We start from the raw sequence: 18557 nt of genomic DNA on the forward strand, positions 1-18557 counted from the left end.
TCAAATGCCTACATAAGCTTTTACAAATGGAAAAACAGCCCGATTTGTTCATCCAATGATAGCTGTGGAGAAAATCACTACATTTTCTTTATAGGAGATCAATGACGGCATATTTACGACGAATGTACTGGATTGGTTCTCATCTCTACTTGCTGACGAATCGCGCAATTGGTACGGATAGGCATGGGTAAAAGTCTGATTCCGCCGGGTGACGGCGAAGAACACATCGAACGGGTTGATCTTAAGTCAGCTCTCGAGGAGCGCTATCTCGCTTATGCGCTGTCCACGATCATGCATCGTGCGCTGCCGGATGTGCGCGATGGCCTGAAGCCGGTGCATCGCCGCATCATGCATGCAATGCGTCTGCTGCGCCTCAATCCCGATCAGGCCTATGCGAAATGCGCGCGTATCGTTGGCGACGTGATGGGTAAATTCCACCCCCATGGCGACGCCTCGATTTACGATGCGCTTGTACGTCTGGCACAGGATTTTGCCGTGCGTTATCCGCTCGTGGACGGGCAGGGCAATTTCGGCAATATCGACGGCGATAATGCGGCGGCCATGCGCTATACTGAAGCGCGTATGACCGAAGTGGCAACATTGCTGCTTGAAGGCATCAATGAAAATGCCATCGATTTCCGCCCGACCTATAATGAAGAGGACGAGGAACCCATCGTCCTTCCGGGCGCATTCCCGAACCTGCTGGCCAATGGCTCGGCCGGTATTGCGGTCGGCATGGCCACCAATATTCCGCCGCATAATGTGGCGGAGCTTTGCTCATCGGCGCTGTATCTCATCAATCATCCCGACGCGAGTGTTGAGGAACTGATCACGTCACCTCAACAATGGGAAGAGTTGAAGAAGGAAGCGGAAAGCGATCCTGCGGCCCTTTTGAAGTGCAAGGTGCGGGGTCCCGATTTCCCAACCGGCGGTATTCTGGTCGAAGATCATGCCAATATTGTCGAAGCCTATCGCACCGGGCGTGGTTCTTTCCGCGCACGCGCACGCTGGGAGAAGGAAGAAGGCAATCGCGGAACCTGGGTGATTGTTGTCACTGAGATTCCATATCAGGTTCAGAAGTCGCGCCTGATCGAGAAGATTGCGGAATTGCTTCTGGCCAAGAAGTTGCCGCTGCTCGACGATATTCGCGATGAGTCTGCGGAAGATATCCGCATTGTTCTTGAACCGAAGAACCGCACGGTTGATCCTGAGTTGCTGATGGAATCGCTGTTCAAGCTGACCGAGCTTGAGAACCGCGTTTCGCTCAACATGAACGTGCTTTCGCATGGTAAGGTGCCGAATGTTCTGTCACTGGGCGGCGTGCTCAGGGAATGGCTTGAACACCGCAAGGAAGTGCTGGTTCGCCGCTCTGAATATCGTCTGGCAGAAATTGAGAAGCGACTGGAAATCCTTGGCGGTTTGTTGATTGCTTATCTCAATCTTGATGAAGTTATCCGCATCATCCGTGAGGAGGATGAACCGAAGCAGGAGCTGATCCGAACCTTTGAGTTGACGGATAATCAGGCCGAAGCGATCCTCAATATGCGCTTGCGCTCTTTGCGCAAGCTTGAAGAATTTGAAATCCGCAAAGAATTCGACGGTCTGACCGCTGAGAAGACGGATATTGAAGGCCTGCTGGCTTCGGGCACACGCCAGTGGAAAAAGATCAGCGCTGAGATCAAAGCCGTCCGCGAGAAATTTGGACCGGCAACCAAACTGGGCAAGCGTCGCAGCACCTTTGCTGAAGCGCCGACACATGATCTTGAAGACATTCATCAAGCGATGATTGAGCGTGAGCCAGTCACAATAGTCGTGTCTGAAAAGGGCTGGTTGCGCGCGATGAAGGGCCATATGGCCGATTTCTCGACGCTCTCGTTTAAGGAAGGCGATAAACTCAAGCTCGCATTCCATGCGGAAACGACGGACAAGCTTCTGTTCTTCACGACAGGTGGCAAATTCTTCACCATTGGTGCGAACACGCTTCCGGGCGGTCGCGGCCATGGCGAACCGATCCGCATCCTCGTTGATATGGAAAATGATCAGGATATCCTGACCGCCTTTGTCCATGATCCGCAAGCCAAGCTTTTGCTCGTATCACATGAAGGCAATGGCTTCATCGTGTCTGAGAATGAAGCGGTCGCCAATACCCGCAAGGGTAAGCAGGTGATGAATGTGAAGGCGCCGGATGAAGCCAAGCTTTGCCAGCGCATTTCGGGTGATCACATTGCCGTCGTGGGCGAGAACCGGAAGATGGTTGTCTTCCCGCTTTCGGAAATCCCGGAAATGACACGCGGCAAGGGCGTTCGTTTGCAGAAATATAAGGATGGCGGCGTGTCCGATGTCCGCACTTTCGCAATCGCTGATGGCCTGTCATGGCAGGATTCGGCAGATCGTACTTTCAATCGCAGCAAGGAAGAACTTGTTGAGTGGATTGCAGCGCGCGCTTCCGCAGGGCGTCTTGTTCCAAAGGGTTTCCCGCGTTCGGGCAAGTTTTAAAATAAAGGCGGCCTGTGCCGCCCTTATTGTTTCTAACCCTCAAATTTCTGCCAGCCGCGTGGGCTAAGATGCTCTTGCGGCCTGAAGCGCGTCTTATATTGCATCTTGCGCGATCCCTCGACCCAATAGCCAAGATAGACGTAGGGAAGGCCAGCCGTGCGTGCACGCTGGATATGATCGAGGATCATGAAAGTTCCGAGCGAACGCTCATGCATATGCGGCGTGAAAAAGGAATAGACCATCGACAGGCCATCCGCCATCACGTCAGTGAGCGCTACCGCGATCAGCTCTCCATCGCCCTTGGCACTGATAAAACTGTCCGGCCCGCGTCTGCGGTATTCGATAATCTGCGTGTTGACATGGGTGTCTTCGACCATCATCGCATAATCGAGTACCGTCATATCGGACATGCCACCTGAATGGTGACGGGCATCCAGGTAGTCACGGAAAAGGGCATATTGCTCTGTGCTTGGTTGGGCGTTGTGCTGGCGACCAATCAGATCACGATTCTGATTCCAGACCCGGCGCATACTGCGGTTCATTTCGAATTCGCCCGTCAGAATGCGCACCGAAACACAGGCGCGGCAAAGCTCGCAGGCTGGGCGATAAGCAATATTCTGTGAGCGGCGAAAACCACCCTGTGTCAGCAGGTCATTGATTTCGTTGGCCTTATCACCCACAAGATGTGTGAAGACCTTCCGCTCCATCTGGCCGTCAAGATAGGGGCAGGGCGATGGAGCCGTTAAGAAAAACTGCGGAGACTGTTGCGGTTGATGGGTCATCCAATATCCACGAAACGGCAATGCCGAACCATCTATTCTGCTTTAAAGATTGAGCCGGCTGTCCAAAACGTCAATAGACATTTTGTGCAGCCGACCCTGAATTTTTTTGATGATTAACGATCCGAACGGATAACTGCAGTTCCAAGCAACAGGTCATGCACGGTGCGCTTACGGTCAATCACCAGTGTCGCGAGCAGGATCAGTGGTGTAAGAACGACATTTAAACCCCAGAAAAGAACCGTGTGAACCACTGCAAGCATTGGATCGACGCTCCCGCCCTCAAGGCGCACCAGTTTGATGTTCATCATCTGCATGCCCTTTGTGGCCTGCTGAGGTCCGCCCAGCGTGCGCGATACATATAGCAGCGCGACGATCGGGAACATGAACGCATAAAGCGCCCACCCCAGTGAAAGCGTTATGATGCCCAGAACGAAAATCACGATTGCAGCCGGAATGCATAAAAGAAAGACAATGAGATAGTCGATCAGAAAAGCCATAATGCGGCGTGTGCGCACGCCTTCAAAAAAAGCGCGGCTTTCAAAACGCGGGCCCATGATTTCGCCGTGCAGAATATTGTCGGACATTTTTCCTTCCAGTCCTTGTAAAGACACGTCCGGGAACAGCCGTCCGCTGTTCCGCCCAATGCGGAACAGTTTCAAGGTGGTGTACGAAGCTGGCTATTTCAAGGAAATAATATTTCGACCTGTCAGCGCTGACTGTTCAGCTTTTCGGCAACATCAAGTGCAAAATAGGTCAGAATGCCATCACAGCCTGCGCGTTTGAATGCCAGCAGGCTTTCCATGATAACTTTTTCTTCGTCAATCCAGCCATTCATGCCGGCCGCTTTGATCATCGAATATTCGCCTGATACCTGATAGGCATAAGTCGGCAGGCGGAATGTGCTCTTGAGGCGATGGATGATGTCGAGATAAGGCATTCCAGGCTTGACCATCAGCATGTCTGCGCCTTCAGCCACATCCTGTTCAGCCTCGCGCACCGCTTCGTCAGGGTTTGCAGGATCAATATAATAGGTCTTCTTGTCGCCTTTCAGCAGACCGGCGGTCCCGATTGCATCGCGGTATGGTCCATAGAAGGCGGATGCGAATTTTGTTGCATAGGACATGATGGGCACATGGTGGAAGCCATGGGCATCCAGCGCCTGACGAATAGCGCCGATCCGTCCGTCCATCATATCGGACGGTGCGATAATATCGGCACCGGCTTCGGCCTGGGCAAGCGCGCCGCGAACGATCATTGCAACCGATTCATCATTGATGATCTCACCATCCCGCAACACACCGTCATGGCCATGCGTTGTGAACGGATCGAGTGCTGCATCGGTAATGATGCCGATTTCCGGTACTTCTTTTTTGATCGCACGCACGGCGCTATTGATCAGATTGTCGGGGCTTGCGACGAAAGCACCATCTTCTGTTTTGACTTCCGCTTTTTCGCGCGGGAAAGGGGCAATCGCCGGAATACCGAGCTTGGCGGCTTTCTCGGCCATGCGTACAGCCATATCCACTGAATAGCGTTCAAGTCCCGGCATCGCGTCCACTGGTTCGCGGACATTGGTTCCGCAAGTCAGGAAAAATGGCAGGACCAGATCATCGACCGTCAGATGTGTTTCCTGCACCAGTCTGCGCGACCAGTCAGCCTTGCGCATTCGGCGCAGACGACGACTTTGCGTCACATCATCGACGTGAGCAGAAATGTTGGCAGAAGAAATGTTGGACAAACGATCAGTCATATACATGTTCCCGAGAGAAGAAAGCTTGGGAATCTAACGGTTCGGAAGCTTGTTATCAGATGGGCACGGTTTATCACGGGAAAAGTGGCTAAACCAAGCACAATGGCCTGTGCAGGATTGACGCGGGGCGTTTCACTTTCTACCCATTAAAGCATTTCCAGCAAAAGTGCGTAGCGGTTTTGCGTCGGATAATGCGTGAGTGAAAAATCATTTCCAGCAAAAGTGCGTAGCGGCTTTGCGCAGGTTGTAGCGGTTTTGCGTAAGAAAGAATGGTTAAAGTGGTTTCAGCGATTCAGTCATGACGGGAGTCGCTTTGGTCATAGGGGAGAGACATGATGCAAATCGATTTCGGTGGTGGCAGTGAAATCAGCTTTGAGCGCAAGGGAAAAGCGGGGCTGGTGAAACTGACGCGCACATCCGCGCTCAATGCTCTGACGCATAAAATGATTCTCGCCCTCGACCGCGCTTTGCAGGCCTGGGCAACAGACCCGGATGTCGCCTGCGTTATTATCGAAGGCGAAGGCCGCGCCTTCTGTGCAGGCGGCGACGTTGTTGCAGCCTATAAAGCAGGACGCGAAGGCACACCCGCCTTTGACTTTTTCCGTGATGAGTATCGACTGAATGCCCGCATCGGACGTTTTCCAAAGCCGTATATCTCGCTGCTTAATGGCATTGTGATGGGTGGTGGCGCTGGTATTTCGGTTCATGGTTCGCACCGGATCGTGACGGAAAACACGCTTTTTGCAATGCCTGAAACCGGCATTGGTTTCTTCCCGGATGTGGGTGGAAGTGCCTTCCTGCCGCATCTTCATGACAATTTTGGCTATTATCTTGCGCTCACCGGCAACCGCATTCGCTGGGGCGACTGCCTGCAAAGCGGTATCGCGACCCATGCGGTGGCTGCCAGTGATCTCGAAGACCTTCGCGACGATCTCATTGCCAAAGCCGATGTCGATGCAGCTTTGGCGCGTGTGCAGTACCCGGATTTTGAGACCACGCCCGAAACCCGCAAAATCATTGCGGAGAGTTTTGAACACGCAACGCTTGCCGAATGCCTCAACGCTTTGGAAAAAGCCGCAGCCGCAGGCAGTAAACCTGCAACGGATATTCTCAACGTCATTGCCACACGTTCGCCAACCAGTGTGGCTGTCACATTCCGCCAGATTGCTGATGGTCGAGCGCTGAAACTTGATGATTGCATGCGCATGGAATACCGCATTGCATCGCGTATGCTGGCTGAGCATGATTTTTATGAGGGTGTGCGTGCTGTGCTGATCGATAAGGATGGCGCGCCAGTCTGGAAGCCGGCTTCAATCGATGAAGTAAAGCCGGAAATGGTCAATGCGTATTTTGCTAATCTTGGCGAGAGGGAACTAAGCTTTTGATGCGCCAGGATGAACTGCACCAGCATAGACAAATCAGCGGCACCGAATGGTCCTTTGTGTGGTTTATAAGGATGATTGCACTCGTCGCTCTTGCGAGCGGCGTTTATTATTGGATTAAACTTATTGGGGTTCAGCCGGGCTTGCTGTGGCGTTTCGATCTCATGCCATGGCAATGGCAGACCGCGACCGTTGCACTTGCGCTGCTCTTGCCAGTCGCGGCGACCGGTCTGTGGATGCGCGCGCCATGGGGGCCGGTCTTGTGGTTTATCGCAGCATTTGGCGAAATCGCCATCTATTCAGTTTTTGCACGCGACTTTGAATACAGGCCTGTGACGGTGGGCTTTAACGTTGTCTGCATCCTTATTTATATTGTTTTCCGTGTGCTGCTTTTCCTTGAAAAAAGACAGCAATCCCGCATCGGCCTTATCAGCTGAAAGAGCCAATCAGTAACACAACGTTAAGCCTGAAATTGCATTTCTCTTGGTAAGCTACTGTTAAGGCTGACTTTTAATTCGAATTTTATGCATCGCATCTAAAGTCCTCTCAAGAACGGTGAGAAAATACACCGGACCAACAGGAAGAGAGCAGCCTCATGCAAGGTTGCTCCGACAGAGAGGCAAAAGAAATGAACAATGCACAACATAGAATGGATGCATCTGCTCCGCTTTTGAATCCCGAAGCAGCTCTCCGCACACTTTATCTCGAAGCATTGCAATTGGTTGAGCGTCTGCACCGTCGTCTGCTTGATGTGATCAAGGACGAATTTGATCGCAATGGCCGCAACGACCTCAATGCAACGCAGGCGCTGCTCCTGTTTAACATCGGCAATTCTGAACTCACCGCCGGTGAATTGCGTTCGCGCGGCTACTATCTCGGTTCCAATGTTTCCTACAATCTGAAGAAACTGGTCGATATGGGCTTTATTCATCATGAGCGCTCAAGCACCGACCGTCGCTCGGTTCGGGTTAGCCTGACGGATAAGGGCAATGAAATTGCCGACCAGGTGCAGTCGCTTTATCAGCGCCACATTGCGTCCATTGAGCAGGTCGGCGGCATTCAGGTTGAAGAGTTTACAGCTATGAACCGTTCTCTGCAGCGGCTTGATCGCTTTTGGAACGACAGCATCGCCTACAGGCTCTGATCAGGGCATAAGTCCTGTGAGATCAAAGCGCGTTCATGTTGCAGAACGGTCACAATCAGTAGAGTTCATTCGTTGATCTTTATAATAGCGAGCTATTTAAGTCGCACCGGCCTTGAATTCCCGGCATTGCGACATGATTAAGCCATAAAAACCGCTTTTAGAGCATTTCCAGCAAAAGTGCGAAGCGGTTTTGCGTGGGGTAATGCCTGAAAACAAACACATAGAGCATGTTTAATGGTTCAGTCAAAACAGGAACTGCTCTAGCCGATCTTTACAGCGCATTATCTGGGGTTGTTTTCGGATACACGTGTCCGGATTAAACTGATTAGCTTCTTGGGACAAAGAACATGACCAAAACCGACAAGAATACCGATGCTTTGAATGCAAGTCGCCGCAGCTTTTTGCGTGGCGCAGCAACTGCCGGTCTGACTGCGGCTGCTTCGGCCATGGTTCCTGCTGCTTTCGCACAACAACAGGCTTTAAACGAAATTCTTGCCGCACCGCGTCGCGGTAACTGGGATGACCAGTTCGATGCGCGTGCGACGGGCGGTCAGAAAGTTGCCACCAATCAGCCGGTTATCAGCCCGCAGACTGTTGGTGATCTTCAGTCTGCCATCGCTCAATATGCAGATATTGCAGGTCGGGGAGGCTGGCCGCAGGTGCCGGGCAGTGCAAAGCTACAGCTTGGCGTCACGGATCCCTCGGTGCAGGCTCTGCGTCAGCGCCTTATTATTTCCGGTGACCTTCCGCGCGAAGCAGGCGTTTCCAGCGCATATGACACCTATGTCGATGCAGCGGTCAAGCGCTTCCAGTCGCGTCATGGCCTGCCAGCCGATGGCGTGATGGGCCAATTCACCTATGCTGCGATGAATGTGGACGCCAACACGCGCCTCGGCCAGTTGCAGACCAATCTTCAGCGCCTGTCGAGCATGGCGGGTGCAAGCCAGACCGAACAGCGCTTCGTGATGGTCAATATTCCGGCAGCGCGTATTGAAGCCGTTGAAAATGGCAGTGTTGCGCAGCGCCACACAGCGATTGTTGGCAAGATCGACCGTCAGACACCGATCCTGAATTCCAAAATCCACGAAGTTATTCTTAATCCTTATTGGACGGCACCAAAGTCGATCATTCAGAAGGATATCATTCCGCTGATGCGGAAGAATCCGCAATATCTGGCGAACAATAAGATTCGTCTTTACAATGCGCAGGGTCAGGAAGTTGCACCGGAAACTGTGGATTGGAATACTGATGACGCCGTGAAGCTGATGTTTCGTCAGGATCCAGGCAAGATCAATGCCATGTCTTCGACTAAGATTAACTTCCCCAATCCATATGCCGTTTATATGCATGACACGCCACAGAAGAGCTATTTCAACAAGCTCATGCGCTTCGATTCGTCGGGCTGTGTCCGCGTGCAGAATGTCCGCGATCTTGACGTATGGCTGTTGCAGAATACGGCTGGCTGGGATCGCCAGAACATCGAATCTACGATTGCATCTGGTGTCAATACGCCTATTCAGCTGACCGATCCTGTGTCGTTGCACTTCGTCTACATCACCGCATGGTCGACAGGCGATGGCGTGGTGCAGTTCCGCGACGACATTTATAAGATGGACGGTGCGACTGCGTTGGCACTTGGCACCGATACTTAAGTTGCATTCACGTTTAAGAAAGCCGCCCGAACCTGTTTCGGGCGGCTTTTTTGTTGCAGCGTTGGCCGTAAGCTACGTCATGCCGCATTTTGGAACATGCTTTTCGCATCACGGCCATTGGCCTTGCCTGTCGAAGTGTGATACTGCGCCTCATCTCTTATAGGTGTGACCGGCTATCCCGGAGGGTGTGAAACATGTCTCAAGCCAATACCGCTTTTTTCAACGCAACTCTTGAAGAAATCGATGCCGATATTTTTGGTGCGATCCGCAACGAACTTGGTCGTCAGCGTCATGAAATCGAGTTGATCGCTTCTGAAAACATTGTTTCGCGCGCGGTTCTTGAAGCGCAGGGCTCCATCCTCACCAACAAATATGCCGAAGGCTATCCGGGCAAGCGCTATTATGGCGGCTGCCAGTATGTTGACGTCGTAGAAGAACTGGCAATCGAACGTGCGAAGAAGCTGTTTGGTGCAGAGTTCGCCAACGTGCAGCCAAATTCCGGTAGCCAGATGAATCAGGCCGTGTTTCTGGCGCTTCTGCAGCCGGGCGACACGTTCATGGGCCTCGACCTCAATTCCGGTGGCCATCTGACCCATGGTTCACCAGTCAACATGTCCGGCAAGTGGTTCAACGTTGTTTCTTATGGTGTCCGTAAGGAAGATCATCTTCTGGATATGGAAGAAATCGCTCGCCTCGCACGCGAACACAAACCAAAGCTCATTCTCGCTGGTGGTACAGCCTATTCCCGCGTCTGGGATTGGAAACGCTTCCGCGAAATCGCTGACGAAGTTGGCGCATATTTGATGGTTGATATGGCACATATCGCAGGTCTTGTTGCTGCCGGTGTTCATCCATCACCCGTACCACACGCGCATGTTTGCACGACGACGACTCACAAGTCGCTTCGCGGTCCACGTGGCGGTATGATCCTCACCAATGATCCTGATCTGGCGAAAAAGTTCAACACAGCTGTTTTCCCTGGCCTTCAGGGTGGCCCGCTGATGCACGTGATCGCTGGTAAGGCTGTTGCATTTGCAGAAGCACTCAAGCCGGAATTCAAGGTCTACGCTCAGAACGTCGTCGATAATGCACGCGCATTGTCGGACGAACTGAAGTCTCACGGTCTCGACATTGTTTCCGGTGGTACGGACAACCATCTGATGCTGGTTGATCTGCGTCCAAAGAATGCAACCGGCAAGCGTGCAGAAGCCGCTCTTGGCCGTGCCAACGTCACCTGTAACAAGAACGGCATTCCATTCGACCCGGAAAAGCCATTCGTAACATCGGGTATTCGTCTTGGTACACCCGCTGGTACGACCCGTGGTTTCGGTAAGGCTGAATTCAAGGAAATCGGCTCGCTGATTGCGGAAGTGCTCGATGGTCTTAAGGTTGCAAATTCCGATGAAGGCAATGCAAAGGTTGAAGCAGCGGTTAAGGAAAAGGTGGTTTCTCTGACCGAGCGCTTCCCGATGTACGGCTATCAGGGATAAGAGTTCAAATTTTGATGAAGCCCCACTCAACCCTGTTGAGTGGGGCTTTTTTTGTATTTGACTGTATTAGGCAGCATGGCCGTGATGGGGTATCATCTGCAGGAATCATTTCATTTAGTCAGTTGAAAGAGTGCCATGCGTTGTCCCTATTGCCAGTCTGAAGATACGCAGGTGAAGGATTCCCGCCCGGCGGAAGACGGCGCTGTTATTCGCAGGCGTCGTGTGTGTTCGGTCTGTGGTGGGCGATTTACGACATTTGAGCGCGTGCAGCTCCGCGAGCTGATGGTCGTCAAGAAAAGCGGTCGCAGGGTGCCATTTGATCGTGAGAAGCTTGCCCGTTCCATCGATGTAGCGCTGCGTAAGCGCCACGTGGATGAAGAGCGTGTTGAGCGTGCAATTTCTGGCATCGTGCGTCAGCTTGAAAGCTCGGGTGAAGCGGAAGTGACATCAGATGAAATTGGACGTCTCGCAATGGACGCGCTCAAGGGTGTCGATGATATCGCCTATATCCGCTTTGCTTCCGTCTATCGCAATTTCAGCAAGGCTGTTGATTTCCACAATGTCATCGACGAACTGACTGTAGCTGAAACTGATGGCGATCCGGACGCATAAGATGAGCCGAGTGGAATTTCCGCATGCAAATGTCACGCCGGATGATGTTCGCTTCATGGAGGCGACGATCCGCCTTGCACGCCGCAACAAGGGGCTGACCGGCACAAACCCGTCAGTCGGTACGATCATTGTCAAGGACGGTATCATCGTCGGACGCGGTATCACGGCACTTGGTGGCCGTCCTCATGCCGAGCCGCAGGCTCTGGCCGATGCAGGCGAAGCGGCAAGGGGCGCTACAGCCTATGTCACACTGGAACCTTGCGCGCATCATGGCCGCACGCCGCCATGTGCGGAAGCGCTGGTGCGCGCAGGTGTCGCGCGCGTGGTCGTTGCGGCTACGGATCCTGATGAAAGAGTGAGCGGAAAAGGCTTTGCCATATTGCGCGAAGCAGGCATTGAAGTGGTGCCGGGCGTTCTGTCGGTCAAGGCGGCGGATGATCTGGCGGGTTATCTGAATCGATCTTCTAAAAAACGCCCGGAAGTGATTCTGAAACTTGCACTTTCTGCCGATGGCTTTATCGGAAAAAAAGGCGAGGGGCAGGTCACGATTACCGGTCCGATTGCACGTGCCCAGTCACATATTCTGCGTTCACAGACCGATGTGATTCTCATCGGGGTTGATACGGCAATCGCTGATGATCCCATCCTCAATTGCCGTCTTCCGGGATTGGAACAACGCTCACCCATTCGCCTCATATTGGACAGCGGATTGAAATTACCGCTCGATTCAAGGCTTGTTCGCAGTTCGGAAGCCGTTCCATTGTGGCTTTCGTGTTGCGAAAACGTTGCGCCGGAAAGGCGCTATGAGATGCAGGCAGCCGGATGCCGCATTGTTGCAGCGGAAAGTCATGAAGGTCGTATCGCTTTACCGGAGCTGATGGACGATCTTGCAGCAGAGGGAATTTCTTCCGTGCTGGTTGAAGGCGGGGCCAATGTTGCCAGGAATTTTCTGAAAGAAGAGCTGGTAGACCGGCTTATCCTGTTCCATTCACCTGTAGAAATCGGCGCGATGCATGGGGTTGCCGTTACAGGTCTGCAATCCCATATCGATGATGAATTTACAATTTTGCGCGAAACGCAATACGGCGACGATGCCTGTATCGAGTATGTAAGGAAAACGTGATGTTTACTGGGATTGTCACCGATATCGGTAAAGTGGATCGTATCAAGCCTTTGAATGAAGGCGTTTTGCTGCGTATTGAAACAGCCTATGACCCTGAGACAATAGAGCTTGGTGCGTCAATTGCCTGCTCTGGTGTGTGCCTGACCGTTGTGGCGCTGCCGGAAAAAGGCACAAATGCCCGCTGGTTTGAAGTCGAGGCATGGGAAGAAGCGTTGCGTCTGACCACGATTTCCACTTGGGGAAGTGGCACCCGCATCAATCTTGAGCGCTCGCTCAAGCTTGGCGATGAAATGGGCGGTCATCTGGTTTCCGGCCATATTGATGGACAGGCAGAAATTGTTGAACGCAAGGAAGAGGGCGATGCTGTACGCTTCACCCTTCGCGCATCGGAAGAGCTTGCACCATTTATTGCACAGAAGGGCTCGGTCGCGCTTGATGGCACCTCGCTGACGGTCAACGGTGTCAATGGCAACGAGTTTGATGTTCTGCTCATTCGTCATTCGCTGGGAGTGACCACCTGGGGCGACCGCAAGGTGGGCGACAGGATCAATATTGAGATTGATCAGCTCGCGCGATATGCAGCAAGGCTTGCGCAATATCAGAAATAAGCTTAGAGCCTACATTCTAAAGCTATAACAGCATTTTTCGAATTCAGCGTTGACCGCAGGTGTTGCGGTCCGCGATTTCTGCCATGGAGTCTCTCATGTCGAAGCACGAGGCGCACGCGCCGCATTTGCTCATTGTTGAAGCGCGTTTTTATGAGGAACTGTCCGACGCGCTTCTGGACGGCGCGAAGGCTGCTCTTGATGCGGCTGGCGCGACCTATGACGTTGTGACAGTGCCTGGTGCACTGGAAGTGCCTGCGACCATTTCTTTCGCACTTGATGGCGCGGAAAATGGCGGCACTTATTACGATGGTTATGTGGCTCTTGGCACGGTTATTCGCGGTGAAACCTATCATTTTGATATTGTTGCCAATGAATCCTGCCGTGCGCTGACCGATCTGTCCGTGGAAGAAGGTCTTGCTATCGGCAACGGCATTCTGACCGTTGAGAATGATGAGCAGGCCTGGGTGCGTGCGCGTCGTGAAGACAAGGACAAGGGTGGCTTTGCGGCTCGTGCTGCGCTCACCATGATTGAACTGCGTAAGAAATTCGGAGCCTGATACGATGACTTCTTCTTCTGAAGGCCGTTCGGCACCAAATCTTCCGCGCACTGCAAATAAGCGTGGCGTTGCACGTCTTGCAGCCGTACAGGCGCTTTACCAGATGGATGTCGCCGGCACAGGCGTCATGGAAGTCGTGGCGGAATATGAAGCGCACCGACTTGGCAAGGAAGTCGATGGTACGCAGTATCTCGACGCTGATCCACAATGGTTCCGTGCCATTGTTGCAGGCGTTGTCGATAGCCAGTTAAAGCTGGACCCGATGATTCATCAGGCGCTGACCGAAGATTGGCCGCTATCGCGTCTCGACTCGACACTGCGCGCCATTCTGCGTGCCGGTGCATGGGAATTGCAAACCCGCAAGGATGTGCCGACTGCCGTGATCGTTTCGGAATATGTGGATATTGCCAAAGCCTTCTACACCGAAGATGAGCCAAAGCTTGTTAATGCCGTGTTGGATCGTCTCGCCTTTGAACTGCGCGGCGAAAGCCGCGGTTCCAAGGCGCGTGGCAGATAAGTATCGCTCACTGCAATGCTGATTAAAAAGGCTACGATTTTTCGTAGCCTTTTTGCGTGGTTATGCAAAAAACTACGGCTTGACCTTTTAAGATGGCTTCCGCATGTTGGGTGCGCGGCATTGAGAATGCTCAAATGCATAAATAGCTGATGAACAAGCCGAAGAAGCCCGGTGAATGGTCGGCTTCAGGTTCTTCCTTGCCGCTATTCCAGGTCCGGGGAGGGGTTTCGGGCCTTTCATGCGCCAATGTGTGCAGGCAATTGCAAACTTGATTGCGAGCGATCTGTCTATAGCTGGTGCGCACTCAATGGGAGTTGGCCTAAATGGGAATCGGAATTCTTCTTCTTGTTATTGCCTGTGGTGTAGTTTCCGTTCTTTTCGCCATATGGGCGACGCGGTCTGTTCTGGCAGCGGATCAGGGCACGGCGCGCATGCAGGAAATTGCTGGTGCCATTCGTGAAGGCGCATCAGCCTATCTTACCCGACAATACACCACGATTGCCATTGTTGGCATCGTCGTCTTTTTGGCAGTCTGGTATCTGCTGTCGATCACTGCCGCTATCGGCTTTCTCATCGGAGCCGTCCTGTCTGGCTTGACTGGCTTCATAGGGATGCATGTCTCTGTGCGTGCAAATGTGCGCACGGCGCAGGCAGCTTCCTTAAGTCTTGCGGGAGGATTGGAACTCGCATTCAAATCCGGCGCTATTACAGGTCTTCTTGTCGCCGGTCTCGCACTGCTTGGCGTCTCGGTGTATTATTTTATTCTGACGGTCTGGATGGGCTATGCGCCTTCCGACCGCACCGTTATTGATGCCCTCGTGGCACTTGGCTTTGGCGCTTCGCTGATTTCAATCTTTGCGCGGCTTGGCGGCGGCATCTTCACCAAGGGTGCTGATGTCGGCGGCGATCTGGTTGGGAAGGTCGAAGCAGGTATCCCGGAAGATGACCCACGCAATCCGGCAACCATAGCGGACAATGTTGGTGATAATGTCGGTGACTGCGCTGGCATGGCAGCGGACTTGTTCGAAACCTATGCCGTGACAGTTGTTGCGACGATGGTTCTGGGCGCGATCTTCTTTGCTGGCTCGGATATGCTTTCAAGCGTGATGCTCTATCCACTGGCCATTTGCGGTGCCTGTGTCATCACGTCGATTGCCGGCACATTTTTCGTTAAACTCGGCGTTAATGGCTCCATTATGGGTGCGCTTTACAAGGGGTTGATTGCAACAGGCCTGCTTTCCATCGTGGGTATTGCCGTCGCCAACACGCTGACAATTGGCTGGGGCGAGGTCGGCGTGGTTGCAGGCATGTCTATCACCGGCACCAACCTGTTTATCTGTGGCATTATCGGTCTGATTGTGACGGGACTGATTGTTGTGATCACCGAATATTATACCGGCACCAACAAGCGCCCGGTCAACTCGATCGCACAGGCTTCGGTTACCGGCCACGGCACCAATGTTATTCAGGGGCTGGCTGTTTCGCTCGAATCAACTGCCCTGCCTGCAATTGTGATTGTGGGTGGTATCATCAGCACATATCAGCTCGCAGGTCTGTTCGGTACGGCAATTGCTGTTACAGCCATGCTTGGCATCGCGGGCATGATCGTGGCGCTTGATGCTTTCGGTCCGGTCACGGATAATGCAGGCGGCATTGCGGAAATGGCGGGGCTGGATCCCGAAGTGCGCAAATCGACCGATGCGCTTGATGCTGTTGGCAATACGACCAAGGCCGTCACCAAAGGCTATGCAATTGGATCGGCGGGTCTCGGTGCTCTGGTGCTTTTTGCGGCCTACTCCAATGATCTTGCTTATTTTGCCGCTAACGGACAAACCTATCCATATTTTGCGAATATGGGGCCGGTGTCGTTTGAGCTTTCCAATCCTTATGTGGTTGCCGGTCTGATCTTTGGCGGTCTTATTCCCTATCTCTTTGGCGGCATGGCGATGACGGCTGTCGGTCGCGCGGGCAGTGCGGTGGTGCAGGAAGTGCGCCGCCAGTTTCGTGAAAAGCCGGGCATTATGACGGGACAGGATCGCCCTGATTATGCGCGGGCTGTCGATCTTCTGACCAAAGCTGCCATTCGCGAAATGATTATTCCTTCGCTCCTGCCGGTTCTAGCCCCACTTGTCGTCTATTTCGGCGTGCTGCTGATTTCCGGCTCCAAAGCGGCTGCTTTCGCGGCACTTGGCGCATCGCTTCTGGGCGTCATCATCAACGGTTTGTTTGTGGCCATCTCCATGACATCCGGTGGTGGTGCCTGGGATAATGCCAAGAAGAGCTTTGAGGACGGCTTTACCGATGCTGATGGTGTCAAACACATGAAGGGATCGGAAGCGCATAAGGCTTCGGTAACGGGTGATACTGTCGGTGATCCTTACAAGGATACGGCCGGACCAGCCGTTAATCCGGCCATCAAGATCACCAACATTGTGGCGCTCTTGCTGCTCGCAGTGCTCGCGCATTCGGCTTGATGCTTAAACACTAAAAAACCCGCCGTTAGGCGGGTTTTTCTTTAAGAGCATTTCCTGCAATTGATGGATTCGTTGGACATGCCCCAGCGATGAATTTGCAGGATTAATTATTGCCGCCCGCACTCATGCCGCCCGGAAGCGATGTCGGGGCTTTTGCAACGCCCTGAATAATCTGTCCGATAAAGGTCTGATCCTTGCCGCCTGTTGGCGTGGTGCGCGAGACAAAATCAAAGACCTTGCCATCCTGAAGACCATAATTAGCGATATGATCGACCTTGCCGTCCTTGTCGAAGTAGATAGCAAGGATGTGACGGTCAATAATCTTCGGCTTCATGAATTGCGCCGCACGATAACGCTTCTGCGAAATGTAGTAAAACACTTCATTGTCGAAGGTCGCCGTCGTCGATGGCGTACCAAGTGCCAGAAGCACCTGTTCACGACTGGAGCCCACCGGCACCGAGTCGAGCGCCTGTGGATCAAGCACGTAACCCTCTGTGATCGTTTCCGACGGATTTAGCGTGGATGCAGTGTTGCAACCGGCAAGAGCCGCCGAAAAGAGAATTGCCGTGCCTGCGAGAAGGGCACGCTGTGTGCGTGCGCTTGGGAAAATTCGCTGCAACAAAGACCTCTCCATACATTCAATATCAGCGCGGCACTTTCGCCGTCGGGTGAACTTCGGTAAACCACCTTGCTTCTGGATGCAACAAGTACGGTCGTACGATAATGATTCTTCGACTATTTCGCCGCAAATCTAAGGCAAATGAGACAGTTGTGCTTCGCGTTTACGAGACGATCGTGGCGGCGGCGCGGCAAAAACGTTTTTATGCACAATTTCAGGTGCCTGATACGCCATTGGGGCGCTATGAGATGCTGTCGGTGCATATTTTTCTGGCCCTGCATCGTATGAAGGGCGAAAATTCGCCGCTCATGCCGCTCGCGCAGGACATTGCAGACGAGTTTTTCAAGGATGTCGATCATTCCCTGCGCGAATTGGGAATCGGTGATCAGGGTGTTCCAAAGCGCATGAAAAAGCTTGCACGCATGTTTTATGGGCGCGTCAACTCCTATGGTACGGCCCTCGACGACAATGACAGGAATGCGCTCGCAGCTGCTTTGACACGAAATATTCGCCCCGATCTCGAATTATGGCCGCAATCTCACTATTTGAGTGAATATGTCTTTGCCTGCCGTGATGATCTTCAAAAAATCGAAGATCAGGCTTTGGCAGCGGGCGACATATCCTTTATGGATGCGGAGAAAATGGCGTTTACGTCAACTGATATGGAAATAAAGGCACACGAGAATGACTGATAAACCGGCACTGAGCTATCCCGTTCCGGTTCTTCATCTGCCCGCGAAGGGCTTGACGGTGAACATTGGAACCAATGATAAGGAAAGAGCCGCATTGGCATCTGAACACGGCCTTCAGGCGGTTAAATCCTTTGATGCCGAGTTTCTGCTGACGCCTTGGAAAAAGAAGGGCGTTCGCCTGCGCGGTACCATTAAAGCCGAAGTCGTTCAGTCTTGCGGTGTGACACTCGAGCCAATCAATGCGAGTGTTTCGGAGGATGTCGATACGATTTTTGTGCCCGAAGATTCGCGTCTGGCCAAAGTCCAGCTTGATGAGAGCGGTGAATTGCTGCTCGACGCGGATGGCGCAGATATTCCTGAGACGTTTGTTGGCGATAAAATTGATATTGGTGCGGTTGCCGAAGAGTTTTTTGAACTGGCACTGGATCCATATCCGCGCAAGCCGGGCCTGCCAGTGGATGCTGAACCAGTCGTTTTTGGTGATACGGGTGAGGAAGATAAGCCTGATTCGCCTTTTGCAAAGCTCTCGGAATGGTCTAAGAAGCCGTGATTTAACCGATGGTTGAGAGAATCTGGTTGTGCGCGACCGGAAAAACACTATTTTCGCGGAGAAGCCCTCTGCGTGTATAAGCAGGTTTGGGCTAGGGATCGCACAGGAA

At 52.8% G+C, this 18557-nt stretch carries 18 protein-coding genes; 14 read left to right on the forward strand and 4 right to left on the reverse strand.

Features of this window, described 5'->3' with window-relative positions; translation table 11 throughout:
* Positions 1-183 precede the first annotated feature (183 nt).
* Complete coding sequence (locus OPR82_RS04965; protein ID WP_265983372.1) at positions 184-2496, forward strand: DNA topoisomerase IV subunit A; 2313 nt, start codon at positions 184-186, stop codon at positions 2494-2496.
* A 32-nt stretch (positions 2497-2528) separates the two neighbouring features.
* Here the strand turns inward: OPR82_RS04965 and OPR82_RS04970 are convergent, their stop codons facing one another.
* From OPR82_RS04970 to hemB, 3 genes are all read right to left on the reverse strand, one after another.
* Complete coding sequence (locus OPR82_RS04970) at positions 2529-3278, reverse strand: arginyltransferase (protein WP_265983373.1); 750 nt, start codon at positions 3276-3278, stop codon at positions 2529-2531.
* A 113-nt stretch (positions 3279-3391) separates the two neighbouring features.
* Complete coding sequence (locus tag OPR82_RS04975) at positions 3392-3862, reverse strand: RDD family protein (RefSeq protein WP_265983374.1); 471 nt, start codon at positions 3860-3862, stop codon at positions 3392-3394.
* 122 nt (positions 3863-3984) lie between these two features.
* Complete coding sequence (hemB, locus tag OPR82_RS04980; protein ID WP_265983375.1) at positions 3985-5028, reverse strand: porphobilinogen synthase; 1044 nt, start codon at positions 5026-5028, stop codon at positions 3985-3987.
* 335 nt (positions 5029-5363) lie between these two features.
* Between hemB and OPR82_RS04985 the strand changes: the two genes are divergently transcribed.
* The 11 genes from OPR82_RS04985 (at position 5364) to OPR82_RS05035 (ending at position 16587) form a co-directional block, all read left to right on the forward strand.
* Positions 5364-6413, forward strand: coding sequence for an enoyl-CoA hydratase/isomerase family protein (locus tag OPR82_RS04985; RefSeq protein WP_265983872.1), 1050 nt, complete (start codon positions 5364-5366; stop codon positions 6411-6413).
* Positions 6413-6847, forward strand: coding sequence for a DUF6163 family protein (locus OPR82_RS04990; protein ID WP_265983376.1), 435 nt, complete (start codon positions 6413-6415; stop codon positions 6845-6847). Before OPR82_RS04985 ends, OPR82_RS04990 begins: the two co-directional genes overlap by 1 nt.
* A 191-nt stretch (positions 6848-7038) precedes the next feature.
* A complete protein-coding gene (gene ldtR, locus OPR82_RS04995; protein WP_265983377.1) occupies positions 7039-7554 on the forward strand; it encodes a transcriptional regulator LdtR in 516 nt (171 codons plus the stop codon).
* Positions 7555-7901: 347 nt separating this feature from the next.
* Positions 7902-9206, forward strand: coding sequence for a L,D-transpeptidase family protein (locus OPR82_RS05000; RefSeq protein ID WP_265983378.1), 1305 nt, complete (start codon positions 7902-7904; stop codon positions 9204-9206).
* 194 nt (positions 9207-9400) lie between these two features.
* On the forward strand, positions 9401-10696 hold the full coding sequence (gene glyA / locus OPR82_RS05005; RefSeq protein ID WP_265983379.1) for a serine hydroxymethyltransferase: 1296 nt from the start codon (positions 9401-9403) through the stop codon (positions 10694-10696).
* A gap of 135 nt (positions 10697-10831) precedes the next feature.
* A complete protein-coding gene (gene nrdR / locus OPR82_RS05010) occupies positions 10832-11308 on the forward strand; it encodes a transcriptional regulator NrdR (RefSeq protein WP_265983380.1) in 477 nt (158 codons plus the stop codon).
* Position 11309: 1 nt separating this feature from the next.
* On the forward strand, positions 11310-12431 hold the full coding sequence (gene ribD, locus OPR82_RS05015) for a bifunctional diaminohydroxyphosphoribosylaminopyrimidine deaminase/5-amino-6-(5-phosphoribosylamino)uracil reductase RibD (protein ID WP_265983381.1): 1122 nt from the start codon (positions 11310-11312) through the stop codon (positions 12429-12431).
* Positions 12431-13039 carry a riboflavin synthase gene (locus OPR82_RS05020; RefSeq protein WP_265983382.1) on the forward strand — a complete coding sequence of 203 codons (609 nt, stop codon included), beginning with the start codon at positions 12431-12433 and terminating at the stop codon, positions 13037-13039. Before ribD ends, OPR82_RS05020 begins: the two co-directional genes overlap by 1 nt.
* Before the next feature lie 95 nt (positions 13040-13134).
* Positions 13135-13596: a 6,7-dimethyl-8-ribityllumazine synthase gene (locus OPR82_RS05025; protein WP_265983383.1), complete on the forward strand. Its 462-nt coding sequence runs from the start codon at positions 13135-13137 to the stop codon at positions 13594-13596.
* Between the two features lie 4 nt (positions 13597-13600).
* Positions 13601-14113 carry a transcription antitermination factor NusB gene (nusB, locus tag OPR82_RS05030; protein WP_265983384.1) on the forward strand — a complete coding sequence of 171 codons (513 nt, stop codon included), beginning with the start codon at positions 13601-13603 and terminating at the stop codon, positions 14111-14113.
* Positions 14114-14436: 323 nt separating this feature from the next.
* Positions 14437-16587: a sodium-translocating pyrophosphatase gene (locus OPR82_RS05035; protein ID WP_265983385.1), complete on the forward strand. Its 2151-nt coding sequence runs from the start codon at positions 14437-14439 to the stop codon at positions 16585-16587.
* Positions 16588-16690: 103 nt separating this feature from the next.
* Here the strand turns inward: OPR82_RS05035 and OPR82_RS05040 are convergent, their stop codons facing one another.
* Positions 16691-17209, reverse strand: coding sequence for an outer membrane protein assembly factor BamE (locus OPR82_RS05040; RefSeq protein ID WP_265983386.1), 519 nt, complete (start codon positions 17207-17209; stop codon positions 16691-16693).
* Positions 17210-17310: 101 nt separating this feature from the next.
* Between OPR82_RS05040 and OPR82_RS05045 the strand changes: the two genes are divergently transcribed.
* Together OPR82_RS05045 and OPR82_RS05050 are read left to right on the forward strand one after the other, a co-directional pair.
* The gene (locus tag OPR82_RS05045; RefSeq protein ID WP_265983387.1) at positions 17311-17898 is read left to right on the forward strand and encodes a ubiquinol-cytochrome C chaperone family protein; all 588 of its coding nucleotides are present in this window, start codon (positions 17311-17313) and stop codon (positions 17896-17898) included.
* Positions 17891-18448 (forward strand): YceD family protein, encoded by a 558-nt coding sequence (locus tag OPR82_RS05050; protein ID WP_265983388.1) that lies wholly within the window; start codon positions 17891-17893, stop codon positions 18446-18448. The genes OPR82_RS05045 and OPR82_RS05050 overlap by 8 nt, the downstream gene beginning before the upstream one ends.
* Positions 18449-18557: the final 109 nt, after the last annotated feature.

The sequence above is a fragment of the Ochrobactrum chromiisoli genome, from assembly GCF_026241335.1.
Classification (GTDB): domain Bacteria; phylum Pseudomonadota; class Alphaproteobacteria; order Rhizobiales; family Rhizobiaceae; genus Brucella; species Brucella chromiisoli.

What these genes read in the sequence shown, in the direction of transcription:
- OPR82_RS04965 (WP_265983372.1), top strand. Translation starts at nt 184, where the DNA reads ATGGGTAAAAGTCTGATTCCGCCGGGTGACGGCGAAGAACACATCGAA.
- OPR82_RS04970 (WP_265983373.1), bottom strand. Translation starts at nt 3,278, where the DNA reads ATGACCCATCAACCGCAACAGTCTCCGCAGTTTTTCTTAACGGCTCCA.
- OPR82_RS04975 (WP_265983374.1), bottom strand. Translation starts at nt 3,862, where the DNA reads ATGTCCGACAATATTCTGCACGGCGAAATCATGGGCCCGCGTTTTGAA.
- hemB (WP_265983375.1), bottom strand. Translation starts at nt 5,028, where the DNA reads ATGACTGATCGTTTGTCCAACATTTCTTCTGCCAACATTTCTGCTCAC.
- OPR82_RS04985 (WP_265983872.1), top strand. Translation starts at nt 5,364, where the DNA reads ATGCAAATCGATTTCGGTGGTGGCAGTGAAATCAGCTTTGAGCGCAAG.
- OPR82_RS04990 (WP_265983376.1), top strand. Translation starts at nt 6,413, where the DNA reads ATGCGCCAGGATGAACTGCACCAGCATAGACAAATCAGCGGCACCGAA.
- ldtR (WP_265983377.1), top strand. Translation starts at nt 7,039, where the DNA reads ATGAACAATGCACAACATAGAATGGATGCATCTGCTCCGCTTTTGAAT.
- OPR82_RS05000 (WP_265983378.1), top strand. Translation starts at nt 7,902, where the DNA reads ATGACCAAAACCGACAAGAATACCGATGCTTTGAATGCAAGTCGCCGC.
- glyA (WP_265983379.1), top strand. Translation starts at nt 9,401, where the DNA reads ATGTCTCAAGCCAATACCGCTTTTTTCAACGCAACTCTTGAAGAAATC.
- nrdR (WP_265983380.1), top strand. Translation starts at nt 10,832, where the DNA reads ATGCGTTGTCCCTATTGCCAGTCTGAAGATACGCAGGTGAAGGATTCC.
- ribD (WP_265983381.1), top strand. Translation starts at nt 11,310, where the DNA reads ATGAGCCGAGTGGAATTTCCGCATGCAAATGTCACGCCGGATGATGTT.
- OPR82_RS05020 (WP_265983382.1), top strand. Translation starts at nt 12,431, where the DNA reads ATGTTTACTGGGATTGTCACCGATATCGGTAAAGTGGATCGTATCAAG.
- OPR82_RS05025 (WP_265983383.1), top strand. Translation starts at nt 13,135, where the DNA reads ATGTCGAAGCACGAGGCGCACGCGCCGCATTTGCTCATTGTTGAAGCG.
- nusB (WP_265983384.1), top strand. Translation starts at nt 13,601, where the DNA reads ATGACTTCTTCTTCTGAAGGCCGTTCGGCACCAAATCTTCCGCGCACT.
- OPR82_RS05035 (WP_265983385.1), top strand. Translation starts at nt 14,437, where the DNA reads ATGGGAATCGGAATTCTTCTTCTTGTTATTGCCTGTGGTGTAGTTTCC.
- OPR82_RS05045 (WP_265983387.1), top strand. Translation starts at nt 17,311, where the DNA reads ATGATTCTTCGACTATTTCGCCGCAAATCTAAGGCAAATGAGACAGTT.
- OPR82_RS05050 (WP_265983388.1), top strand. Translation starts at nt 17,891, where the DNA reads ATGACTGATAAACCGGCACTGAGCTATCCCGTTCCGGTTCTTCATCTG.